This window comes from Pseudanabaena sp. SR411 (assembly GCF_002251945.1).
Taxonomy (GTDB): Bacteria; Cyanobacteriota; Cyanobacteriia; order Pseudanabaenales; family Pseudanabaenaceae; genus Pseudanabaena.
Window position 1 is genome coordinate 21,070 of record NZ_NDHW01000140.1, and the last position, 24,100, is coordinate 45,169.

The following is a 24,100-nucleotide window of genomic DNA, read 5'->3' on the forward strand; positions in this document are numbered from 1 at the left end:
AAACATGAAATTTGCGATCTCTAAGGCTCAAAAGTTCTGGCAAATATTCGGACAAAAAATACTGGGTAAAAAAAATCTTGTTTTCTGTTTAATGCTGGCGATCGCCACTTATTGCTCAATAGCAATCATTCAACCTGCGATCGCTACAAATAACCAGAATGTAGCAAAGCAGAATATCCCATCACTATTGTCCCAGTCCCATCAGACTTCATTGCTAGAGCAAGGCATTCGGCTCTATGAACAGGGAAACCTTGCTGAAGCTGTGACAACTTGGCAACAAGCCTTAATCACCTACCGAAATGATCAAAGCTCAGGATCTAACAAATTAAGCGCTCAGCTAAATGAGGCACTATGTCTAAATTATCTCTCAATGGCTTATCAAGAATTGGGAGAATGGAAACAAGCACAAACTACCATTAATCGGAGTACAGCCCTACTCGATCAACAGTTGACCAGTAAAGAAGGCATGGCGATCGCGGCAAGAATTAGCAATACGCAAGGCAGTCTCCAACTTGCGATGGGAAATCCTCAATCCGCTCTTGACAGTTGGAAAATAGCTGCGGAAAAATACAATCAACTTGATGACGAAATTGGGTTACTAGGTAGTCAAACTAATCAAGCACAAGCACTACAAGCATTAGGTTTATTTCGCCTAGCTAGTGAACAATTAGAAGCGATCGAATTGCATCTCCAAAAGCAGCCAGACTCAATCCTTAAATCTGTAGCGCTACATAGCTTGGGAACAACCTTGCAGACCCTTGGCGATCTTGCCAAATCTCAGAAAATTCTCGAACAAAGCTTGGCGATCGCTCAACAATTAAACAATCCTGCCGAGAGTAGTGCCACACTGATCAGCATCGGCAATAACTTTAGATTTATCAAAGATATAGATGGCGCGCTGCAAAAATATGAGGAAGCAGCAAAACTTTCTCCCGTTAGCATCATTCGTTTAGAAGCGCAGGCTTTAATTCTAAGTTTACTGGTCGAAAGCGATCGCCTTCAAGAAGTGAAATCTCTATGGCAACAGATCGAACCTGACCTTGCGAAGCTGCAACCGAGTCGTCGCAGCGTTTATCTGATGGTTAATCTGAGCGAAAGTTTGACTAAGATTCGAGATGCTAAGGATCGTCCCATTACGACATCGAAGATTGCCGATCTATTAACTGTAGCATTGCGGCAATCTCAAGCAATCCAAGACCGCAGAGCTGAGTCCTTTGCACTTGGTGCGCTAGGTGGACTTTATGAACAAAATCAACAACTTACGGAGGCGTATCAACTTGCCCAACGGGCGCTTGTACTAGCTCAATCAACAAATGCCGATGATTTGCTCTATCGTTGGCAGTGGCTCTCAGGCAAAATATTAAATCAACAGGGCAAATCCGATCTCGCGATCGCTGCCTATCGTCAAGCTGTAAAGAATATCCAAGCCCTACGTCTAGAGCTTGCAGCCACATCACCAGAAGTGCAGTTTGCTTTTCGCGATCGCATTGAGCCTATCTATCGTGAACTCGTGTCCTTACTATTAAGGAGCGAAAATCCCTCTCAAGAAAACCTCATCCAAGCACGGCTCACCTTAGAGTCACTGCAAATCGTAGAACTAGAAAATTATTTTCGAGCAGCTTGCCTAAATATTCAACCTCAACAGATCGATGCGATCGACTCCAATTCAGCAGTACTCTACTCAGCAGTCTTAAAGGATCATCTAGCAGTGATCCTTTCATTGCCTAAGGCTCCTCTGCAATACTATTCAACGAATATATCGCAGACCGAATTAGAAGAGAGTGCAGATCAATTCCTCCAATCTCTGAATCCCGCCTTTTCTGAACGCATTCGCTTAAAAATTTCACAAAAACTGTACGACTTGATCATCCGTCCTACAGAGCCCGCACTCATCGAAAGACAAATCAAAAATTTGGTATTTGTTTTAGATAGCTCATTGCGAAATCTGCCGATGGCAGCTCTGCATGATGGCAAACAATATGTAATCGAGAAATATAGTTTAGCTTTAACCCCAGGACTACAGATACTGGGCGCAAAGTCTCTCGATCGCAGCCAACTGAAAGTTTGGTTAGGTGGCTTATCAGAAGCTCGGCAAGGTTTTACTGAGCTAAAGGGTGTCAAGTTTGAAGCCGCCCAAATCGCTAGCCAAATTCCCACTAATTTAGAGCTAAATAGTAACTTCACTAAATTAAACCTTCAAAAAGGGCTTGCAGAGCAAGACACAGCTATAGTTCATCTCGCAACCCACGGACAATTTAGCTCCGATCCAGAATCTACATTCATTCTGACTTGGGACGATCGCATCACCATCCCCGATTTCTATAAGTTTTTGCGCGATCGCACTGACAATCGCAGCAATCCCCTAGAACTACTCGTTCTCAGCGCCTGTAAAACCGCCGAAGGCGATGCAAAGGCTTCATTAGGACTTGCTGGTATTGCTTTGCGATCAGGAGCGCGTAGCACCATGGGCAGTCTATGGGCAGTCAATGACGCATCAACTAGTAAGCTAATGTCAAACTTTTATGACATCCTCATCAAACAACCTACTATCTCTAAAGCTGAAGCCTTACAACAATCTCAACTTTCAGTACTTAAAGATCCACAATATCGACATCCCTACTATTGGGCTGCTTTTGTATTAGTAGGTAGCTGGCTTTAAATTCCATCACTTAGCCGATAAAATAGCCAATCAAAGATTGTGATCTAGGTCATTTAACGGCTTTTATTTTAGTAGATAGTTGGCTTTCCATTTGACCACTTGTCTTGTAAAAAGCAGTAATCTAAAAACAGCATGCAATTAGGGTGGGAATTGGCTCAAGGGGCTGATATCTTTAGAAGTTATAAATACATATATATCTTTTGTATAACTTTTGAATATAGATAAATCATAATTACTAGATTATGATTTATCTTAGTTATTGTATCTAATACTACCTTTACTAGTACTTACTAGTACTAGTAAGCGGAGACAAAAATCAATATTTTTGTTGGTTTTTATCTTTTGCGATTCTTTTGCGATTGAGTATTAGTAAGAAATATTTTCTCCCAATTGAGGATATAAAGATGTACTCAAATTTGTCTATGATGCCCAAGATTTGCCTTTCGACATTAACAGCTATTTTACTGCCATTAGCCTTTACACCTGAGATGATGATGGCGCAAACAATTAATTTTAAGCCCCCCAGCGGTGGAGCACCTAAAACTACAACTGGAGCAGCCACTCGCGACCAAAGCTGTTTGATCGACTCTTCTCAACCCAATAAGAAAACATTGCCAATCTTGCCACAGTCAAACTATGGTTTAACAATCTCTAGCCGCCCTGAATTTCTGATATTTAAGACCAAAAGTACAGCTAAACAGATATTTTTGAGCCTTGAAAGTGAAGATGAAGAACAGGTTTACCAAACTTTTTTACCTTTATCATCAGATGTTGGATTTGTTAAGATTAATTTCCCCAGTCAAGCTCCAGATCTGGTTGTGAATAAGAAATACAAATGGACAATGACCTTCATCTGCGGGAAAGCGCTCCGACCAGACAGCCCTGCGATCGCGGGTTGGATTCAACGCACAGCCCAATCACAAGCGCTCACCACTAAGCTGCGCGCAGCATCACCAGTTGATCGTGTAGTTATATATGGTGAAAATGGCATTTGGTATGACATGATCAGTGAACTCTATCGATTGCAAAAGCAAACCCCTACCAATCCAACACTTTCTAAAGCTTGGGAAAAGTTGCTCAAAGATCATGTCGTTCAATCATCTGAATCCGTTACGATTTTTAAATAAAGGCATAATTAGAACCGTAAATAAACTTCAAACAAGTATATTTACGATTCCAATTTTAATCGTGATTCTAATTTGCTCATTACAAATATTTGGTTTGTTTCAACTATTAGAGTTGAAATTTTTAGACACACTCTTCCAACTAAGAACATCTGAAGGTTTAGAATCACGCATTGTTATGGTCACTTTTGATGATCGTGATATTGCAAGGGTTGGGAAATGGCCATTCCCAGATGATGTAGTTGCAAAATTAATTGCGAAAGTCAAAGTAGGCAATCCACGAATAATTGGTTTAGATGTATATCGCAATCTCCCAGTAGAACCGGGGTTTGACGAATTAAAACAAATTTTTCAATCTACTCCTAACCTGATTGTTGCGGAAAAATTTGTTAATCCTAGTGTTTTACCACCACCTTACATTGATTATAAAAATCAAGTTGGCTTTGTTGATACTGTAGTCGATCAGGATGGCACAGTAAGACGAGGATTACTATCTATTGAGAAGCCTAATGGAGAGATAATTTATAGCTTCTCAACCAAAATCGCCTTAAATTATTTGGTTTCAGAAGATATAACTCCACAGATATCCTCTGACAAAGATCAAACAGTTGTTTTGGGGAAATCTAGATTTTCTCCATTAAGTTCTCACCAAACAGGTTATGGGTCTACCGACAACGGCGGTTACCAAATTTTGCTTAATTATCGTTGTCAGACAGAATGTTTTCAGGAAGTTTCCATGACAAATGTTCTAGATGGTAAATATCCACAAAATCTGTTTAAAAATCGGATTGTGTTAATTGGGTCTACGGCAGAAAGTCTCCGTGATTTCTTCTTTTCTCCATATGGCAAAATTCCAGGGGTACATATCCATGCCAATTTGATATCACAAATTATTAATGGCGCCATCGATAATCGTCCATTTTTACAGACTTATCCAAAGTGGCTTGAAGGAATATGGGTTATTTTATGGGCTTCCATTGGTGTAAGTGGAATTTCAGGGTTTTTGAGAGGAAGTAATCTTGGAAAGTCTCAATTTATTATAGGCATTCTAACTTTCCTTGTAATCTCAACATTGGGATTGGGCTTAATTAGTTACAGCTCTTTTTTGTTTAGCTTTTGGTTACCAATATTTCCTGCTCTATTCTCATTTTTATTAAGTAGTTTGATCTCCATTATTCAACTTGGAGAAAAGTTTCGCTACGCTTCAAATATTGATGAACTAACACAAATTGCCAATCGACGTTATTTTGATCGCTTTCTGATGAAAAACTTTCAAACTAAACAAGATCTTTCTGTAATCATCTGTGATGTTGATCATTTTAAACTTTATAACGACAGCTATGGGCATCAATCTGGAGATACATGCCTACAGCAAGTAGCGCAAGCTATTAACAAATCTGTACGCAGTGGTGAGCTTGCTGGTCGCTATGGAGGTGAAGAATTTGCAGTGATTCTTCCTCATACTGATTATGAATCCGCCTTAGTTGTTGCCGAAAGGATAGTTACAAATGTGCGTAATCTCAATATTCCTCATAAAAGCTCAAAGACGAATAATGTTGTGACATTAAGCTGCGGAGTCGCGTGCATGACGGCTGAGGACAGTTCTAGCTTGGATTTATTGATTAAAGCCGATCGCGCTTTGTATCAAGCAAAAGAACAAGGACGAAATCGCGTAGTAGGCTATAGCAAGTAGTAGTAATACCAAAATATAAAACGGCGTAGCCGTTTTATATTTTGAAAACCCTTACTGGGTTTGTTTTTTAATTCACAAAAGTGTGACAACAATTTTGTGTATTGGTATTACCAAAATGTAAATATCCACGCTAAGATGTAAAGGTTTGTTACGATTTCTTAAAAAAAATTACCGTTGTTAGTGAGCCGTGCCAGCCTTATCCTCTGAACCCAATTATCGCTGGAGTCGTGACAACTACTCTGAACTCGCCCGCACCATCGACATTTGGCGAACAGTACTGACCTTTTCTTGGATGATTTGGATCGATGGCAAAAAGTGGAGCTATGTCGGTGGCAAAACTGAAGCCAAGGTCAAAAAACGTACTCGCAAACGAGCAGTTTGGCTACGCGAGTCAATGCTGCAACTAGGCCCCACGTTTATCAAAGTTGGTCAATTGCTCTCTACCCGTGCTGATATTTTGCCCGCCGAGTCAGTGGAGGAATTATCAAAATTACAGGATAAGGTTCCTGCCTTCACCGCAACTAAAGCCCAACAAATTATCGAATCAGATCTAGGTAAACCCATTGATCAAATGTTTGGTTATTTTGATCCAGTTCCCCTTGCGGCGGCGAGTCTTGGACAAGTGCATAAAGCCCAATTACATACGGGTGAAGAAATCGTTGTCAAAGTCCAACGACCAGGTTTATTAAAATTATTTGCGATCGATTTAGGGATTCTCAAGCGCATTGCTCAATATTTTCAAAATCATCCTAAATATGGACGGGGGCGTGACTGGGTTGGCATTTATGAAGAATGTAGCAAAATTCTTTATGAAGAAGCAGATTATTTAAATGAAGGCAAGAATGCGGATACCTTTCGTCGCAATTTTCGGAGCGATCGCCGCATTATGGTTCCGCGTGTGTATTGGCGCTATGCGTCACGACGGGTGCTAACTCTCGAATATATGCCGGGGATCAAAGTTAGTAATTATGAAGCTTTAGAAGCGGCTGGAATTGATCGCAAAGCGATCGCCCGAGTTGGGGCTGAGGCATATCTAGAGCAATTACTCAATCATGGATTTTTTCACGCTGATCCCCACCCTGGCAATCTCGCAGTAACGGGTAAAGGCGAATTGATTTTCTATGATTTTGGAATGATGGGACAGATCCAATCGATCACCCGCGATAAGTTATTAAGAACTTTCTTTGGGATCGCCCAAAAAGATGCGGAGGCAGTGATTAACTCATTAATCGAACTAGGCGCGTTAGAAGTTACTGGTGATACAGGGCCAATTAGGAGATCTGTACAATACATGCTCGATAACTTCATGGGTCAGCCGATGGAAAAACAATCGGTTGCCGCAATCAGTGATGATTTGTACGATATTGCCTATGACCAACCCTTTCGGTTCCCTGCTACATTTACCTTTGTCCTGAGAGCAATTTCTACGCTTGAAGGACTGGGCAAAGGACTCGATCCTAACTTTAACTTTATGGAAGTCGCCAAACCCTACGCAACAAATCTTATGGAAAATGGTAGCGCTAAAGAATCAGGAAATTTATCCACGGCTTTTCTGGGTGAACTAGGTAGACAAGCTGCACAGGTCAGTAATACAGCGATCGCCTTGCCACGTCGCATTGATGACACCCTCGCCAAACTTGATCGCGGTGATATTCGGGTCAGGGTCAAATCTCAAGAAACTGATCGCCTATTAAGGCGCTTAAGTAATGTCGGGATCGGTGCTATTTATGCCTTGTTGGGAGCAACTTGTTTATTGTGTGCCACCCTTTTATTTATTAATGGCTTGCAGATCCCAGCCATAATTGCGGCGATCGTCGCAGTTTTTTTTGTATCAGTTTTATTGCGATTGCTATCAAAAATTGATCGTCCCGAACGATAGGTCTAATTTTTTCGCTATGCGTTAAGTATCTGGGCATAATATAAAACCAGAAGTAAAACCTGTGGCGTGCGCCACAGGTTTTACTTCTGGTTTTATATTTAATTGTACCTAGCTTACTTAGGGCAGAGAAAAACAACAATTATGATTGCTGTAGTTTTTGCCTGTGAGCGTTAAACTAAAGATTGCTATAGCAGAACTGGTCAATTTAATACGTCGAGCCGAACCACCTAACATGAAGCGTCTATTTGCGGGAGCAACCGATACTGGCTGCGTCAGATCAGCCAACCAAGATTCTTACTATATCGACCCTGAGGGACGATTTTTTGTAGTTGCTGATGGGATGGGAGGACATGCAGGTGGCGAGGTGGCAAGTCAGATTGCCGTCGATTCCATTCGTTCATGTTTAGAAGCACTGTGGGATGTCGAGGTGTCTCCTCAGAAGCTATTGCAAGATGCGATCGACAAGGCTAACCAAGCAATCATTAATGATCAAGCAGCTAATCCTGTGCGATCGGATATGGGCACAACTATTGTGGTGTTGTTATTTCGAGATGAACAGCCTTGGTTTTGCCATATTGGTGATTCTCGGTTGTATCGATTGCGTGGCAGCAAACTAGAACAGATCAGCGATGATCACACATGGATTGCTAGAGCTATTCAAACTGGCGTAGTTAACCCTGATGAAGCTAAAAGCCATCCTTGGCGACATATGTTGTTGCAATGCCTAGGACGGGAAGATGTTAAATCAGTTACGGCGCGTGAAATCGAATGGCAACCAGGCGATCGCTTCTTGATCTGTAGTGATGGCTTAACTGAAGAATTAAGCGATGATCGGATTACCCATCACCTCAAGGGTATTCGCAACTGTCAGCAAGCAGCACAATCCCTCATCGAGTCAGCTAAGTTGCGAGGTGGTCGCGATAACATCACTGTAGTGATTGTTTCTAACGAATTAAACCAAAACAACTAGATTAACTAAGTCACATCCAAAATCAACACTTTATATACCTCCTCCCACCAAATAAATAAACACTATAAAGTTAAGAATTGGTGGTGCGAGGCAAAGCCTCGCACCACCAATTCTTAACTAGACAGGGAGGAGTTTTAAAAGCTCTGTAAAGCATCATGAATAGCATTCGGAGAATAATTTTTTTAGTTTTGCTGACTCTCTCTTTAGTCGCAACCATAGGGATGTCCGACGTGAGTTTTTTTGCTGACTCAGAAACCAAATCCAGTCTCGCTGAGGAAGCTTGGGGACAAGCAGGCTCGATCGCCTATCAAGCAGCCGCAAGAACCATGCGTTCTAAAAATGGCGAAGGTTTACCTTTAGATAATGTCCAAAAGCGTTATCTAAGACGATATTTCATTGACTATATTGATCGTGTGCATGTCATTTACAACTCACAAATGATGGATCGTTGGGTACTTGGTAATGTTGCTGTACATTTTGGTCAAATCGAGACGATCGCCCAAACCTATTGCGATCGCATTTATCTTCGCGACGCTTATAAGCCTGAAGATATCAAGCAGTTATCAGTTTTAGCTCACGAAATGGTGCATGTGCGCCAATGTTTTCAAAACGGAGGGTTAGATCAATTTGGCTATCAATATTTTGTGGAATATAAGCGTGGCAAACAAAAGTACGAAGATAATCTGATGGAGCGAGAAGCCTACGATTTGCAAAATCGCTTTGCTAAAACCAACCGATAGGGGTAGCGCTTTGCGCTCAAACCCGAACCAAGAATTTTTGGGAAAGTGTTTTGCACCTCCTTGACTTTTTCTAATGAAGACATGAAGTAACGTTAAAATTGTTAACGTTACTTCATGTCTTCGCTGTTTTGTATACTCGACCTCTAGCCAATCTGATTGAACAATTGCAGCGCCTACCTGGGGTAGGCGCAAAAACTGCTCAACGTCTGTCACTACATATTCTCAAACGTCCCACTGAAGAGGTTGAAGCTCTTGCTCAAGCATTAATACAGGCAAAACAACAGGTGGGGCTTTGTACTATATGCGGACATCTTTCAGCAGAGCCAATTTGCGAAATTTGCGCCCATCCCAGTCGTGATAATTCGGTAATTTGTGTAGTTGCTGACTCCCGCGATTTGATTGCACTTGAAAAAACTCGCGAATATCGTGGTAAGTATCACGTTCTCGGTGGACTAATTTCGCCCATGGATGGCATTAGCCCCGATCAACTGAATATCCAAAGCCTAGTGCGGCGCGTCAGTGGCAACAAAGTCGCGGAGGTAATTATGGCGATCGCGCCTAGTGTCGAAGGCGAGACTACCACTTTATATGTGGGCGGATTATTAAAACCCTTTACAAAAGTTACGCGAATTGCCTTTGGTATTCCGATGGGCGGTGATTTAGAATATGCAGATGAGGTAACACTCGCCAAAGCGATCGAGGGGCGACGCGAACTAGATTTATAGGTTGTTAATAGTCTCACCCGAATGGTGAGACTATTAACAAAATCTTGTTGCATATTGTTCCATCATGCAGATAATATTTTGCTGATTCGCAGCTCATTAGTAATGATGATTAACCCATTCCCTACCAGAAGTACTATGACAGCTTTATCTGGGTTAATTGGCTCTGGTTGCATGATTTTTGGCGTACCATGCTTGCCGCCAATTAGTACCAATCCTTCGCCTAGAGAACCACAGGCGATCTTAGTCTTGGGCGGCTCTCCCACCCGTGAAAAGTTTGCTGCTCAGTTTGCTTTACAACATCCCCAATTACCAATTTTTGTTTCGTCAGGCAGTCCAGAGGAATATGCTGAATATGTGTTTGACCTTGCAGGGGTTAAGCGCGATCGTATTCATTTAGATTATCGTGCTGTTGACACGGTCACTAATTTTACGATTATGGTGACGGAGCTTCAGCAACGTAAAATTACGGATGTATACGTGTTGACTTCCGAGTTTCACATGCCGCGCGCTCTCGTTATTGGCAAAATTGTTTTAGGTAGTCGAGGTATTGAGATGCATCCTGTAACAATTCCCTCAAGCATCAAGTCTGAGAATCCTGCTAAAGCTGTGCGCGATGGTTTGCGATCAGTTTTTTGGCTAGTTACTGGCTCATAGGAGACGCTTTGCACAGTTTTGCGCTCAAGCCCAAACTAAACAACTTTTTGAAAGTGTTGTTAAGCAACACTTTCAAAAAGTTGTTTTTAGTTTATTTGCCCAAAATTTGATTTTGAGTAATTTCTAGAAATTTTTTTTAATTCTATTGATCGAAATTCCCCATCAGTGTTATCTTAGTAAAGCGCTAAAAAACGCACAGCGCCGGGATAGCTCAGTTGGTAGAGCAGTGGACTGAAAATCCACGTGTCACGAGTTCAAATCTCGTTCCTGGCATGTTAAACAAAAAAGAGTTCGCTGAGCGAACTCTTTTTTGTTTTTTGCGTAAGTGAAGTGTAGTCACACTTTACTTAATTGGTATAAGATTCCAAAAGCTAAGTCATCACGTAATTGATTGGAGAATATAGCCTTGAAAGGAATTTTGATTAGCTTTGGCATTATGGCAGTTGCTGTACTAGTCATTGTAGTTGCCCAAATTACAGGCGGACAGCCAGCAGTTGCCAGCACTGGTGCGCCATCTACAGGCGTACCAAATCAAACAGAAGTAAAAATAGCAGCAGCACCTTTAATTAGTATGAGTGATTCTGAAATCAAAGAAACTGGCACTGGTCTCAAATATAAAGTGATCACTGCGGGTACAGGTGCAACTCCTAAAAAAGGCGATACCGTCATCGTTCATTACACAGGTACGCTCGAAGATGGAACTAAATTCGATAGTTCTCGCGATCGCAACAGTCCTTTTTCGTTCAAGCTTGGTGTTGGTCAGGTGATCAAGGGCTGGGATGAAGGTTTATCAATTATGCGTGTTGGCGATCGCTACACCTTGATTATTCCTCCCGATCTCGGTTATGGCGCTCGTGGAGCAGGTGGCGTAATTCCTCCGAATGCGACCTTGATTTTTGATGTTGAACTATTGCGTATTTCTTAGAAATATCCTGACGGCGATCGCTGATTAATTAATTTTTTCAGTAGTTCCAAAAAAGAAAGGATAGGCGGCGCATTGCGTCGCTTATCCTTTCTTTTTTATTTTGCTAGTTCTAGGTTTAGGAATAACTGATTCAATGGGCAAGTCTTCACTGAGCAGATAAGTAGCTGCTTTCTCACTAAGTAGCATCGCTTTGGCAAGATGCGATCGCGCCGTACTATTTTCAGGCAAATAAAGCTGGACAATTTTGCGTTTGATCAATGGCGATGTTGTCGAGATCGTATTGCGGGCATTGCGCCATTCGCTATCGGAGCGACAAAAGAGACGCAGAGCCAAATCAACCGTAGGTTGTTTGCAATTGCTTTCATCGTTATTGAGGAAAGCGTAAAGTTTTTCATAGCGGCGGCTAATTTCAGGAGCAAGGCAGAGAATCAGCAAGTCTCGCTCGAATTGACCCAGCTCTAGGCGATCGCATAAGGTCGGAATTGCTAGACGAATATTGTTCTCACGACTCGCAGCAAGGCGATCGCCATAACGTCCAAGAGGATGTGGAATCTGTGGTAATTGTTTGGGTGCGAGACTACCGCCCTTAGAAGGATCAATCGCGATAAATCCTTTCCACCAATGGCTAGTGGAGCGGTCAACGGCAGATTTTGCTACGCGATCAACTTCTTGGTTAGTTTGACGCTGTTTAGCTAGCGATCGCATCAATACCCGATCCAGCCAAGCTAATTCTGCTTTGAGATATGACCAGTTATCGGCAAAGGGTTGGACTTCAGGCAAAGCAGGAACTTCACCCATTTCAGCAATCATGCTACGCCTCGTCGTAAAGTCCCTCGAATGAATATACCGACAAATATACCGAAAATTAATAGAGCGATCGCGGCATTAGCGATCGTCATATTTCCCCAAGGCGCAGTAAATACTACGCTATCCCATGCCCATGAGCTATGGCTGTAAACATAACGAATTGGTTCGATTGCCCAAGACAAAGGATTAAGGCTAGCAATCCACTGCAACCAAGTCGGCATAAAAGTAAGAGGTGCTAGAGCTGTGCTAGAGAACATTAAGGGTAAATTCACCAAGAAAATAAACGCCAACATTTCTTGGTGTCCTGGCATGGCAAAGGCAAGTCCTAAGCTCAACATCGTAAAATCTATGATCAGCAGCATCAAGATCAATGACATTACAGCTAAACCACTCAGGCTGGGTAAGCCTGCTCCCATCAAGCCACTGACTGAGACGATCGCCAAGGTTTGTACCATACTCAACGCAATGATAAAAATCGCGGAAGCGACAATAATCGAAAATCTCGATACTAAAGGTGCAACCAAGATGCGATTGAGAAAACCAAATTCGCGATCGAACAGCATCGGTAGTCCCGAATTAAGCGCACTGCTAAAGGCTGTAAAGACAATGATCCCCGCCGCTAAAAACTGTACATAGGTCTGACCATCACCAACTAAACCTTTGGGCAACCCACTAAACAATGCTCCAAACAAGAGTAACCACATTAAAGGCTGTAATACTCCTGCGATCAGTGTTGTCGGACGACGACGTAGTTGGATAAACAGTCGCGTCGTCAAAGCTGTCACTTCTTGCTGAAAATCTGATGACCATAGGCTTGGCTGGGGACTTTCTGGTTGCGCGATTGGCTGGCTTTGTGGTTCTTGAGCTAGAGGTGGAAGGGAGGTTTGAGTCATATCGTTATCTGTACAGATGAGCCACAATATCTATCATAATCCACACACAGCCGAGCGCTCGGTAAAACAAAAAGAGAGTGGTGGTGCAAAGCACCACCACTCTCTTAAAAAAAATTAGAGATGGCTAGTTCTTCTTTGTTTTGGTTGGTCTGCGTAACCGACTACCGATCGCGATAAGCGCTACCCCAGCGATGAGGTAATAAGTTGCAATACCAGTAAATGCAATATTTGTCCCGTAGATAGACAAAATCCAAATCGGAAAAAGCACAGATCCAGCACCAGATGTAAGGAAAAATCCACTGATCATCCTTCGAGCGATACTAATGAGAAATTTGGGTTTAAGCAATGTCCAGCCCAAAGTCCCCGACGTTAATCCTAGTATGCCAAACTGGATGATCATCTCAGGGGCACTTCCCATCAATATTGCCAACAGGAAATATGCCAAACTGGATGATCATCTCAGGGGCACTTCCCATCAATATTGCCAACAGGAAAATTACAATCTGGGGTATACCTGCCAAGATCAGTAGCCAAGAGACAATAGCGCGAATTACTTCTAGAAAGCTAGTTGATCGATAAACTAGAACTGCGATCGCGATGATTGCCAAACCGCCGATTCCGAACATTAGAGCCGCAAAGGAAGTATAGGGAACGTAATTGGATACCCAGATGGCAAAAATTACTGATGTAATTCCGATTGTCCCAAGAATGATTGTCGAGATGCGGCGTAAACTCATTGTTTAACTTTAAGTCTATTAAATTTGCTTTAACTCATTAGCAAGCTTACCAACCATGTCTTTAGCACCACCAAATAACATCATCGTTTTTTGTTGATAAAACAGGTCATTTTCGACACCCGCAAAACCAGCACTCATACCGCGCTTAATCACGATCGCATTTTTGGCTTTATCTACTTCTAAAATAGGCATTCCATAAATCGGGCTAGCTTGATTAGTGCGTGCCGCAGGGTTGACCACATCATTCGCACCGATAATCAATACCACATCAGTATTTTCAAACTGGGTATTGATATCGTCCATGTCATAGAGTTGCGAATAAGGCACATTTGCCTCAGCAAGTAATACATTCATATGCCCAGGCATCCGACCCGCGACAGGATGAATCGCAAACTTCACTTCGACACCTTTGCGTTCCAACATATCCGATAACTCACGGACGGCGTGTTGTGCTTGAGCAACTGCCATCCCATAACCAGGGACGATTACCACCGATCGCGCATAGCCCAACATCATCGCGCATTCTTCGGGCTCAATAGTTTTCACTGTTTTGTTGCTACTGTCGCCTGCGTCACCATCTGTGACTAAAGTTGTGCCAAAGCCGCTAAATAGCACATTGGGAAGAGTACGGTTCATTGCCTTACACATAATCTGTGTGAGGATCAAGCCTGAAGCGCCGACCAATGCACCTGAAATAATTAACACATTATTCATCACCACAAAGCCTGCGGCACTAGCAGCAACCCCTGATAGAGAATTCAGTAGTGAGATGACCACGGGCATATCACCGCCACCGATGGGGATCACAAACAATACGCCGACCAGTAGCGAAATGATATTAATACCAATGAAAGCGACCAGATCAGCAGGATTGACAATCAACATGGCTGAACCAACGGCAAAAGTGGCTAGCAGCAGAATATTAATTGTTTGCTGATAGGCAAAGCGAATCGGTGCGCCTTTCATGATCCCTTGCAATTTGGCAAAGGCAATCATGCTACCTGTGAAGGTGATATTACCAATCAGGACGCTAGCAATAATTGAGAGGTTATCGACTAGCGGCAAGGTAAGTCCATGACTAATTACGCGCCAATATTCGCCCACCGCAACTAACGAAGAAGCCAAACCACCCAAACCATTGAGTAAGCCCACCATTTGGGGCATGTCGGTCATGGCGACTTTATAAGCAATCAGAGAACCGATCGCCGAGCCAATTGCGATCGCCACTAAAATCAATCCATAACTCAATACTTGCTTGTCGAGCAATGTTGCTACGACCGCTAACAACATTGCCACAGCGCCTAGCAAATTCCCCTGACGTGCTGTAGCAGGTGATCCCATCTGTTTGAGCCCAACCATAAATAAGGATGCGGCAACCAAATAGGTAAGCTGAATCCCTGTCGGGACATAATCCAAAATATTTTCTAGCATGGTGCTTTACGCCTCTTTCTTTTTGAACATTTGCAACATGCGATCGGTAACTAGGAATCCGCCAACAACGTTAATTGTGGCGCAGACAACCGAGATTAGTCCCAGAATTACTGAGAGATTGGGATTGACATCGCTACCCGCCACAATCAAAGCCCCAATTACCGATATTCCTGAAATGGCATTTGAGCCAGACATTAGTGGTGTATGTAATGTCGGTGGAACTTTGTTAATTACTTCAAATCCTGCAAATGAAGCCAGTACAAAGACAAATAGAGCGCTGATTAATGATTCGTTCATAGTGATATTTATTGAAATTGCAATTTGACATTGTTTCTGTCATTGCAAACAGTAGGGGTAATTCATGAATTACCCCTACTGTTTGCGGGAGGATAGCGAACTATACCGAGACGACTAATTGAGAAAGTGCGTCTTTAACTCGCTGATTGCGAATCTCGCCAGCATGAGTGATACAGGTGCTGCTAATAATGTCATCGTCAAAATCAAGGTTTAGTTCACCCTTCTTGATCAGGTGATTGAGTAAATTGAGTAGATTTTTGGCATATTTTTGCGAAGCATGGATGGGCATGGATGCAGGCAAATTAATTGGCGAAATAATTGTTGCCCCGTGACAAATTACATCTTTTCCTGCAACTGTTCCTTCGCAATTACCTCCCTGCTCTCCAGCCAGATCAACGATGATCGAGCCACGCTTCATCTGAGCAATCATTGCATCGGTAACCATCACAGGCGCTTTGCGTCCAGGCACTTGGGCTGTGGTAATCACAATGTCTGCATCTTTAATATGCTTAGCGAGGATCACTTGAGCATGTTGTTTGGCAGCTTCCGAAATCTCTTTTGCATAGCCACCTGCGGCGGTTGTATCTTCTTCCAAAGTGACATCAATGAATTTCGCGCCAAGGCTCTGCACTTCTTCGCGCACCGCAGGACGGATATCATAGGCTTCCACCTGTGCGCCCAAACGACGCGCCGTGGCGATCGCCTGAAGCCCTGCCACACCAGCACCCAATACTACTACTTTCGCTGGTGGGATCGTGCCTGCCGCCGTGGTCAACATCGGCAAATACTTAGGCAAAGCTGCCGCCGCAATCAGTACTGCTTTATAACCTGCGATCGAGGCTTGCGAGGAGAGTGCATCCATACTTTGCGCCCGACTACTGCGAGGAATCATCTCCATACTCATAGCAGTTACACCCTGATGTGCAAGACGGCGAATTAGTTCTGGTCTACCCAAAGGATTGAGAAAACCAATCGTGATTTGTCCAGATTTGAACATACTCACTTCTTCTTCACGCGGCGCACCCACCTTGAGCAAAATCTCTGCTTCATTAATCAGAGTGCTTTTGTCAGTGATAATTTTGGCTCCTGCTTCCACATAGGTGGAGTCCGCAAAAAAGGACAATTCGCCCGCATGACTTTCAATTAAGACTTCCAATCCACTTTTAGTTAAGCGGCTAACAACTTCAGGAATTAGCGCTACTCTACGTTCACCAAATTCTATTTCCTTGATAACGCCTATCTTCATTCATGCACCTTATTCAATTATCTTCACTTACCCAAATTTGTGATCTCGCAACCATTAATTAAGAGCAATTCATCACTGCTCTTATTCCACAAATCAAATAAGTAGGAAGGTTCAATTATTTGTAGGATGCGCCAATTCAAGGATGAACTGCAACGTAACGCATCAATTATTTATCAATTATGGGTTACGCTATCGCTAACCCATCCTACATTTAATTCAACAACTTACTTAGGATTGCTGTATGGGTTACGTTCATTGTAAGAACCTAAATGTGACCTTTTGGCTACTTCTTCAGATAATCTTTAACTGTCTTAACGAAAGCACCTTACAAATATTTACTTTCAATAACTTTTGCAAATAAGTTTAATGATTACGACCTACACACAACGTAAAAAAGCGAAAGCTTGGCTCAAAAACTATCGTGGTAAACGTCCAGTATTTGCTTGTGTGTTGGGCTTTACGGAAACAGGATTAATTCCAAATATATCCGCCGCTGGAGCTACCCCTGAAGATCGCAAATATACCGCGATCGCCGATGCCGAATTTCTTGCTACGGGATCAAATACCAACTTCCCTTTACCACCCCTTGTTGCAGGCGCTTCCCCCGTCTTAATTTCCCGAGCCGTTGTTGCCGCGCAAGAGTTACCACTTTTTATCTTTGATGCAGGCTTAGCGATCGCCCCAACAGATGAAACCAAGGCGATCGCCCTCGGTGGATTACCAGCCAAGTGTCTGAGTACGGTGAAAGCTTTGCCAATTGAAATAGTGCTGCAATTATTTGTACAGGGCTTAGTATGGGGAGAGAAGTTAGCCCAAGCGGGAGCCTATGTAATCTTGAGTGAATGTGTAGTTGGTGGCACGACTACAGCTCTCGCCGTGTTGACTGCGTTAGGAATAGATGCAAAAGATAAAGTCAATAGCTCTCATCCCACCTGTAACCATGCTCAAAAGTGGGAAGTCGTCCAAATAGGATTGCAGCATCTAGAACAACCCGCCACGCCCTTTGAGATCGTGGCAGCAGTGGGCGATCCCATGCAAATCGCAGTGGCAGGAATGGCGATCGCTGCAAGTCGTCATGCAGGTGTATTGCTGGCGGGCGGAACCCAAATGTTAGCCGTTTACGCCCTCGCGAGAGAGATCGCTAATGATCAACATTTAGTCTGGAATCCTGAGGCGATCGCGATCGGCACAACCCGATGGGTTGCTGAAGATCCCACAGGTAATACAGTAGAGCTAGCTTTAGCTGTGCGCGATGTACCATTGCTTGCCACCCAGCTAAATTTTGCTAAATCTAAGTTTCCGCAGTTACGAGCCTATGAACAAGGCTTTGTTAAAGAAGGTGTTGGCGCTGGTGCGGCAGCGATCGCTGCTCATTTATATCTAAATTGGACACAAGAAAAATTGCTGAGTGCGATCGAATCGCAGCTATAGCTGCGGTTCAATTCCCGCAGCACGTAGTTGGGCGCTCAAGATCTCATTTTTTTGACGCTCCTGTTCCGCCCGTTTACGCTCCTGCTTAGCAATTAACTTTTCTTGCCCAGAAGTTTCCCAGCCTGTTAACAGCAAATTACCGTTAGCATCCCACCAACGTAGCCAAGGCAGTTCTATATTTTGGTAAACTCCTTGCCAAATGCCAAGCTCTACTCCTAACTCTGCGATCGGGAAATGTCCTCTTTCATTAGCTTCTACTAATTCAAAATGATTTGTAACATGACGATATAACTCAATACTCGATTTCTGCACCTCATAAATGCCATAAAAAGCAGGACGAATCACCTGCTCATAAATAAAAAATTTACCTGTCCAAGGCGTGCGATCGCGCTCTTCTTTTCCAGTGCCAGACACAAATTCTAAAATGATCAGTGGTGCAATAAATTCTTGCCAAAGCACATAGGAGCGGCGAGACTGACCATCTAATGTCGGCGGGACATTCGGCACATAAAACCAATCAGGGGCTTCGGCTCCCTTTTCAGGTGGTTCCGTCATCCGCCAATAGATACCTGAATCTTGCCCGATCGCATATTGTCCATCAGGGTGATATTTTTGCAAAATTGGCTCAATCGAATCCGTGAGCAGAATACTTTGGGGATGCTCTTGAAAATTTTTCACAAATGTACCATCAGATTCGGGAAGTTGCGTATGGTCAGGAAGTGTGACGCGATCGCTAGATGAATCTAAGGTAAAAGTCATGTTTTTTCCTTCTGCACAAATGTACGCATTGAGTCTGGACAATCTCAATAATTTTAGCTCATTATCAAAAATCCCAAAGTGTTTGCGGCGTTTCTATCTTTTGCGATTTTAGGTCATAATCATGAAGAAGTGCATCAGGAGAATAGACCCATGGCAGCTATTACCGCTCGTGAATTAGAGATGCAAATGCCCGATGCTAAAAAACTTTTGAGCGATGAACCTGAAATGGAAAGTTCTTTGCATTATATGCAGTTGCTATTACTGGTGACCTGTCTTGAATGGGCTTGGCAAGAGCGTGACGATTTTTTTATTGGCGCAAATCTGACAATTTATTTTAGTCGCCAGCAACTTAAAAATCGTGACTTCCGTGGACCTGACTTTTTTCTAGTCAAAAACACCACCAAAGAACCGCGTAATTCATGGGTAGTATGGGAAGAAGATGGACGCTATCCTGATCTGATTATTGAGCTACTATCTGACTCAACTGCCAACGTTGATCGCACAATCAAGCGTAACTTGTATGCTGAGAGATTTCACACGCCAGAATATTTTTATTTTTCACCTGACACCTTAGAATTTGCTGGATTTCGGTTAGATATTAATCAATACAAACCGATTACTCCTAATGCCCAAGGCTGGTTGTGGAGTGAGGTAATCGGCGCATTTTTAGGAGTTCATGAGAAGCAACTACGCTATTTTTCTCTAGAGGGAGCATTGTTACCTACACCTCAAGAAACTGCCCAAAAAGAAATTCAAAAAGCTAAACAAGAGCAGGTTAAAGCTGAGCAAGAGCGTATTAAAGCCGAGCAAGAGCGTATTAAAGCCGAGCAAGAGCGTATTAAGGCTGAGCAAGAACGTGCTAAGGCTGAGCAACAACTAAAGCGAGCTGAGTTAGCTGAAACTAAGTTGCAAGAGTTACAAGAGAAAATACGATCGCTTGGTATTGCTGATGAATAAATAATAGGCGGCGCGAAGCGCCGTCTATTATTCGGGAATTGTGGATAAGACAGAATTATAGATTTTCATCAATTGATGATAGTTCGCGGAACGGGTGTAGCTTTCTTGGTACGTTGCATAGGCATTGTTGCCCATAATTTGCATGGCTTCAGGATTTGTGCCACACCAATATAATTTTTCTGTCCATGCGCTAATGCGATCGCAAGGAATCAAAAATCCATTATGTTCTGGGATAATTAGTTCCGATAGAGCGCCTAAATCTGAAGCTAATACAGGTGTGCTACAGGAAAAAGCCTCAACCACGACTCGCCCAAATGTTTCATACCACTGCGAAGGAACCACGATCGCTGTGGCAGAATGCATAGCACTTGTTACCTGAGATGAAGTCAAATATCCTAAAAACTGAACATTTTTTAGACCTAACTCTTCAACAAATCTTTGCAAATTCAATTTTTCAGAACCGTCCCCGATAATCTTTAACTGCCAATCTATCATGTTCAATTCAGCCCATGCTTGCAGTAATGTAATTATGCCTTTTTCTGCGGATAACCGTCCTACAAATAAGAAGTTAGGATTTTCAGCCTGCAACGATGGCAAAACTTCAACATTCTTGGGACTAATAATTACATTAGGATTCACGTAAAGTCGATCGCTAGGAATTCCGATCTCTTTGAGCTTTTGAGCAGCAAAATGACTGGGGGTAATAAAGGCATTCACATCTTTTTCCCAAGTCCGTCGGCATCGATTGAATGTTATCATTGCCCAGACTGCTAAAGAAGCCATAGGCGAGTCACGATAGCAGCCATAGCCAATGCCACGCCAAGGATTCTTCCCTACGCAAGCTTCACAAACTTTTCCATCTCTAAATAAATAGCTATTTAGACAACCTAACCGAAAGTTATGTAGATGTTGTACAGTTGGGATATTTAGCGATCGCGCGGCGGCATGAATGGAAGGCGAAAATAATGGAAAGAAATTTTGGACATGTACCAGATCGGGCTTGAGTTTTTGCAATTGCGATCGCATCTCGCTATAAACTTTAAAATTCCAAGATGTCTCTGCAAACAGTTTGAGTTTATCGAATTTGGAATAAGTCTTAATGATGTCATTGTGAACTTCAATTAAAGTAACCCGATGACCATATTCGCTTAATAGTTCTACATCTGCCTCGGTTGCGGCATCTTCGCCCCCCGCATATTGATAACGGTTATGAAACATTACAATATGCAGTGGTTTAGACATAAAAGCGCACTAACCAAGAGAATAATTTAACTATGAATAACGGAAGTCCAAGCAAAAAACCATATTTATAAGTATGGTAATGAAACTGCGTTGGTAAATGATAGGGAGATTTATAATCCCAGAATATTGATTTGAAGGTGCGATATTTTGCTTTCTGGACATAATTAGTAAAGTTATGAATAGGATCTTTTTCTTCAACCAAAACCACCTTTGCATTACCTAAAATATATACCTTAAAACCTGCTCTAGTCGCTTTTAAAGTATACATTCCGTCGCCAGCATATTGTCGAAATTTAGCAGCATCAGGAGCGCCTATTTGCTTAAATACTGATGCTGGTATAGCGACACAATAGCCACTCAATCCATCAACTTCGACAACTTCATGTTCTAGGGCTTTAACTCTTTTCCTGCCCTTAACCCCTGTTTCTACTAATAGTCCTGATCCCTGCTCATAGCAAGCAGCACCAACAATTGAGTCTGGGTGACTTTTCAGAAAATCTACTAATAAGTCAAGGGTATTAGGAGCAGACAAACTATCATCATTTAACCAAATAAAATATGTTGCTCCTTGTTGATTAGCATATTCCATTCCTAATGCGATCGCCCCAGTCCACCATAAATTGCCATCTCCTTTAAGAATAGTAACTTCAGGATAGTTTTCTGTAACTTCATCGGCTGTGCGATCGCTAGAGCCATCATCAACAACGATTACATGATATTTCTGCAAATCACCATTAGTTTTTAAGTTCTCTAGACAAGCTAAAGTAAGGGACTTGCGATTATGAACAGGAATAATAATGTAGATGGGTTGCATGATTAAACTACATGATGAACAATTTCTAAAAAGCGTCTTCCATAGGTCATAACCCGTGCTTGGTTATCTTGTCTAGCTAAAGCTTCTAATTGGGGATTTACACCTGCTTCTAAATTTGATAATCCTTGAGAGATTAACTCAGCAAGTTCTTCGGGATTACTGCGCTCAAAGAAATAAGAATTAGGAGGATTTTGCTCAAGATGCACAGGAAAATCAGAGGCAATTACTGGCTTGCCTAAACTGCGAGCATCCTCAATTACAGAACTCCATCCTTCAAACAAAGAGGGTTGAATTATGGCTAAACATCTTCGCATCAATTGAACTTGATCGTTGCGAGGAATAGAGCCTAAAACAATAAATTGCTGTTTAAGTTCTAGTCTTTCAGCTTTTGCTAATAATTGGTTGAAATAATCAGGATTTCGATAATCAGATAAAGTACCAGTACATACGATGGTGGCATCAATATGTCTTTGTTTAAGAATTTCTAAGGAATCGATAATGACACCATGATCTTTATGCTTCCAAAACTGATTACTAACTAAAAAAAAGCGATCTGGCAGTTGATATTTTGCTTGCGTAATTTGTGGGTCTGGCTCATACCACTGAGGATCAACAAAACTAGCAAAATGCATTACCATTGTGCGATCGCGGGCAGAAGGATAGCGATCGCTAAAATCAGCACCAGCCATCTCACTACTAACCACGATTACAGGTGCATTATCCGCCATTCTTTTTAACTCAGCATTACGAGCATCCAGTTGCTTTTGTGAAAATAAATGTGGCAAATGACAATGTTGAAGATCGGCAACCCATGCCCCCCATCTATAAGCAGATCTCGCACCTAATAAATCTGGATATACAAAGTCATAGGATCGTGGATTTAATACTTTTAATGGCACAAATGAGGCATATTCCGCTAATAGTTTACAAGCTTTTAAATAAACATATTCCGCGGTAGTACCTGCATATACTTGAGACACCAAATCTTTGACTGGTTCCGCTAATCTTGCATTTCTTTTAAATAAAGCCAAACTTAATTGGATATGTTCAGTTTCTTCTGTTGGTAATTGTGCGATCGCCCTAATCAAATTTTGAATATATAAAACCCCGCCTAACCAAGTCGGATCATGCACCATATTCAAACAAATATGTAATTTATCTTGCGATTTATTCAGTAATTTATTTACCATCCGATAATTTCTCCGCGACACCATTGCATAAAAGAATCTAAACCCTTTTCTAACTCAACTTTTGGCTCGAAGCCAAGCTGTTTAATTTTGGTAATATCCGCTTGCCAATTACAAGGAACTCCTGATGGTAGATTTCCATCAAATTCAATCTCTATTTCAGGATTTAGTTTCGCAACAATCAATCTTACTAAATCTTCAATTTTGGTTTCCATACCAGTTGAAAGATTGAAAATGTCTGCTTGACCACTACTATTTTCTGCTAAAACTAGCATTGCCATAGCCACATCGATACCATGAATAAAATCACGACTTTCCTGTCCCGTTCCATATAATTTAATCCTATTTTGGGTCAAGACTTTTTGGCAAATATCCCAAACCACTTGTCGTCGTAAACCCGCACCATATGCCGAAAAAACCCGTGCGATCGTGGTTGGCAGTTGATAAACTCGAAAAAATTCTAGACAAAGTTGTTCTCCCATCAATTTATGAAATCCATAGGGAGAAATGGGCGCAGTGAATTGAGATTCAGAAATGGGAATGGTGTTGGGATTACCATATACGGCAGCACTAGAGAGATAAATAAGATGACATTTAGGTACATATAGCCGCAGTGTATCTAAAAGATCAAATGTCATCGCCACACTAGCCTGAAAGTCAGAAGCAGGATCGCTGACCGAAAGCTCCACCGAAGCTCTACCCGCACAATGTACACAAACATCTGGCTGTAATTGCTGCGCGATCGCTGCTAAACCTGGTGAAGGCAGAATAATTTGGTAATAGTGCGACAAGTCTTGTCGAGGTGCATTTTCAGGAGGACGAGTGCCTATGCCTGCTACTAACCATCCTGCTTGACTAAACTGGCGAGCAATATATCGACCGAGAAACCCAGTAACACCTGTAATTAAGACTGTTTTCACTATCTATCCT

The 24,100-nt window shown here is 42.3% G+C and carries 23 protein-coding genes and 1 tRNA gene; 12 read left to right on the forward strand and 12 right to left on the reverse strand.

Going from position 1 to position 24,100, the window contains the following annotated elements; translation table 11 throughout:
• The first annotated feature begins 4 nt into the window (after positions 1-4).
• The 10 genes from B9G53_RS14715 to B9G53_RS14760 all read left to right on the forward strand — a co-directional run bounded on the left by B9G53_RS14715 (position 5) and on the right by B9G53_RS14760 (position 11,369).
• Complete coding sequence (locus B9G53_RS14715) at positions 5-2,659, forward strand: CHAT domain-containing protein (RefSeq protein WP_217901590.1); 2,655 nt, start codon at positions 5-7, stop codon at positions 2,657-2,659.
• 422 nt (positions 2,660-3,081) lie between these two features.
• A complete protein-coding gene (locus B9G53_RS14720) occupies positions 3,082-3,786 on the forward strand; it encodes a DUF928 domain-containing protein (RefSeq protein WP_176453226.1) in 705 nt (234 codons plus the stop codon).
• Positions 3,746-5,476, forward strand: a complete 1,731-nt coding sequence (locus tag B9G53_RS14725) for a CHASE2 domain-containing protein (RefSeq protein WP_094533580.1) — start codon at positions 3,746-3,748, stop codon at positions 5,474-5,476. The genes B9G53_RS14720 and B9G53_RS14725 overlap by 41 nt, the downstream gene beginning before the upstream one ends.
• Positions 5,477-5,663: 187 nt before the next feature.
• Complete coding sequence (locus tag B9G53_RS14730; protein ID WP_094533582.1) at positions 5,664-7,355, forward strand: AarF/ABC1/UbiB kinase family protein; 1,692 nt, start codon at positions 5,664-5,666, stop codon at positions 7,353-7,355.
• Between the two features lie 232 nt (positions 7,356-7,587).
• Positions 7,588-8,325: a Stp1/IreP family PP2C-type Ser/Thr phosphatase gene (locus B9G53_RS14735; RefSeq protein WP_094533584.1), complete on the forward strand. Its 738-nt coding sequence runs from the start codon at positions 7,588-7,590 to the stop codon at positions 8,323-8,325.
• A 155-nt stretch (positions 8,326-8,480) separates the two neighbouring features.
• The gene (locus B9G53_RS14740) at positions 8,481-9,065 is read left to right on the forward strand and encodes a DUF4157 domain-containing protein (RefSeq protein ID WP_094533586.1); all 585 of its coding nucleotides are present in this window, start codon (positions 8,481-8,483) and stop codon (positions 9,063-9,065) included.
• 128 nt (positions 9,066-9,193) lie between these two features.
• Complete coding sequence (recR, locus tag B9G53_RS14745; protein WP_094533676.1) at positions 9,194-9,790, forward strand: recombination mediator RecR; 597 nt, start codon at positions 9,194-9,196, stop codon at positions 9,788-9,790.
• A gap of 135 nt (positions 9,791-9,925) precedes the next feature.
• Positions 9,926-10,444, forward strand: coding sequence for a YdcF family protein (locus B9G53_RS14750; protein WP_254923664.1), 519 nt, complete (start codon positions 9,926-9,928; stop codon positions 10,442-10,444).
• A gap of 200 nt (positions 10,445-10,644) precedes the next feature.
• A tRNA-Phe gene (locus B9G53_RS14755) sits at positions 10,645-10,717 on the forward strand.
• A gap of 133 nt (positions 10,718-10,850) precedes the next feature.
• A complete protein-coding gene (locus B9G53_RS14760; protein WP_094533588.1) occupies positions 10,851-11,369 on the forward strand; it encodes an FKBP-type peptidyl-prolyl cis-trans isomerase in 519 nt (172 codons plus the stop codon).
• A gap of 81 nt (positions 11,370-11,450) precedes the next feature.
• Here the strand turns inward: B9G53_RS14760 and B9G53_RS14765 are convergent, their stop codons facing one another.
• From B9G53_RS14765 to B9G53_RS14795, 7 genes are all read right to left on the reverse strand, one after another.
• Positions 11,451-12,179: a hypothetical protein gene (locus B9G53_RS14765; RefSeq protein WP_094533590.1), complete on the reverse strand. Its 729-nt coding sequence runs from the start codon at positions 12,177-12,179 to the stop codon at positions 11,451-11,453.
• Entirely contained in the window at positions 12,176-13,069 is an 894-nt protein-coding gene (locus tag B9G53_RS14770) for an ABC transporter permease (protein ID WP_094533592.1), read from the reverse strand. The genes B9G53_RS14765 and B9G53_RS14770 overlap by 4 nt, the downstream gene beginning before the upstream one ends.
• Before the next feature lie 124 nt (positions 13,070-13,193).
• Positions 13,194-13,487 carry a hypothetical protein gene (locus B9G53_RS14775; RefSeq protein WP_141211790.1) on the reverse strand — a complete coding sequence of 98 codons (294 nt, stop codon included), beginning with the start codon at positions 13,485-13,487 and terminating at the stop codon, positions 13,194-13,196.
• Positions 13,471-13,806 (reverse strand): hypothetical protein, encoded by a 336-nt coding sequence (locus B9G53_RS14780; RefSeq protein WP_094533596.1) that lies wholly within the window; start codon positions 13,804-13,806, stop codon positions 13,471-13,473. The genes B9G53_RS14775 and B9G53_RS14780 overlap by 17 nt, the downstream gene beginning before the upstream one ends.
• A gap of 18 nt (positions 13,807-13,824) precedes the next feature.
• A complete protein-coding gene (locus tag B9G53_RS14785; protein ID WP_094533679.1) occupies positions 13,825-15,225 on the reverse strand; it encodes an NAD(P)(+) transhydrogenase (Re/Si-specific) subunit beta in 1,401 nt (466 codons plus the stop codon).
• 18 nt (positions 15,226-15,243) lie between these two features.
• Complete coding sequence (locus tag B9G53_RS14790) at positions 15,244-15,534, reverse strand: NAD(P) transhydrogenase subunit alpha (protein ID WP_094533598.1); 291 nt, start codon at positions 15,532-15,534, stop codon at positions 15,244-15,246.
• A gap of 100 nt (positions 15,535-15,634) precedes the next feature.
• Entirely contained in the window at positions 15,635-16,780 is a 1,146-nt protein-coding gene (locus tag B9G53_RS14795; RefSeq protein WP_094533600.1) for a Re/Si-specific NAD(P)(+) transhydrogenase subunit alpha, read from the reverse strand.
• Positions 16,781-17,146: 366 nt separating this feature from the next.
• Between B9G53_RS14795 and cobT the strand changes: the two genes are divergently transcribed.
• Complete coding sequence (gene cobT, locus B9G53_RS14800; RefSeq protein ID WP_094533602.1) at positions 17,147-18,211, forward strand: nicotinate mononucleotide-dependent phosphoribosyltransferase CobT; 1,065 nt, start codon at positions 17,147-17,149, stop codon at positions 18,209-18,211.
• Here cobT and B9G53_RS14805 read toward each other — a convergent pair.
• Complete coding sequence (locus B9G53_RS14805) at positions 18,206-18,970, reverse strand: Uma2 family endonuclease (protein WP_094533604.1); 765 nt, start codon at positions 18,968-18,970, stop codon at positions 18,206-18,208. The two genes, cobT and B9G53_RS14805, sit on opposite strands and share 6 nt — an antisense overlap.
• A gap of 150 nt (positions 18,971-19,120) precedes the next feature.
• Between B9G53_RS14805 and B9G53_RS14810 the strand changes: the two genes are divergently transcribed.
• On the forward strand, positions 19,121-19,927 hold the full coding sequence (locus B9G53_RS14810) for a Uma2 family endonuclease (RefSeq protein WP_094533681.1): 807 nt from the start codon (positions 19,121-19,123) through the stop codon (positions 19,925-19,927).
• A gap of 27 nt (positions 19,928-19,954) precedes the next feature.
• Here B9G53_RS14810 and B9G53_RS14815 read toward each other — a convergent pair whose 3' ends face one another.
• From B9G53_RS14815 to B9G53_RS14830, 4 genes are read right to left on the reverse strand one after another with little or no spacing between them, the layout of a single operon-like run.
• Positions 19,955-21,169: a glycosyltransferase family 4 protein gene (locus B9G53_RS14815; protein ID WP_094533606.1), complete on the reverse strand. Its 1,215-nt coding sequence runs from the start codon at positions 21,167-21,169 to the stop codon at positions 19,955-19,957.
• Positions 21,162-21,983, reverse strand: a complete 822-nt coding sequence (locus B9G53_RS14820; protein ID WP_094533608.1) for a glycosyltransferase family 2 protein — start codon at positions 21,981-21,983, stop codon at positions 21,162-21,164. The genes B9G53_RS14815 and B9G53_RS14820 overlap by 8 nt, the downstream gene beginning before the upstream one ends.
• 2 nt (positions 21,984-21,985) lie before the next feature.
• The gene (locus B9G53_RS14825) at positions 21,986-23,173 is read right to left on the reverse strand and encodes a glycosyltransferase family 1 protein (protein ID WP_176453227.1); all 1,188 of its coding nucleotides are present in this window, start codon (positions 23,171-23,173) and stop codon (positions 21,986-21,988) included.
• Entirely contained in the window at positions 23,167-24,090 is a 924-nt protein-coding gene (locus tag B9G53_RS14830) for an NAD(P)-dependent oxidoreductase (RefSeq protein ID WP_094533612.1), read from the reverse strand. Before B9G53_RS14830 ends, B9G53_RS14825 begins: the two co-directional genes overlap by 7 nt.
• Between the last annotated feature and the right edge of the window lie 10 nt (positions 24,091-24,100).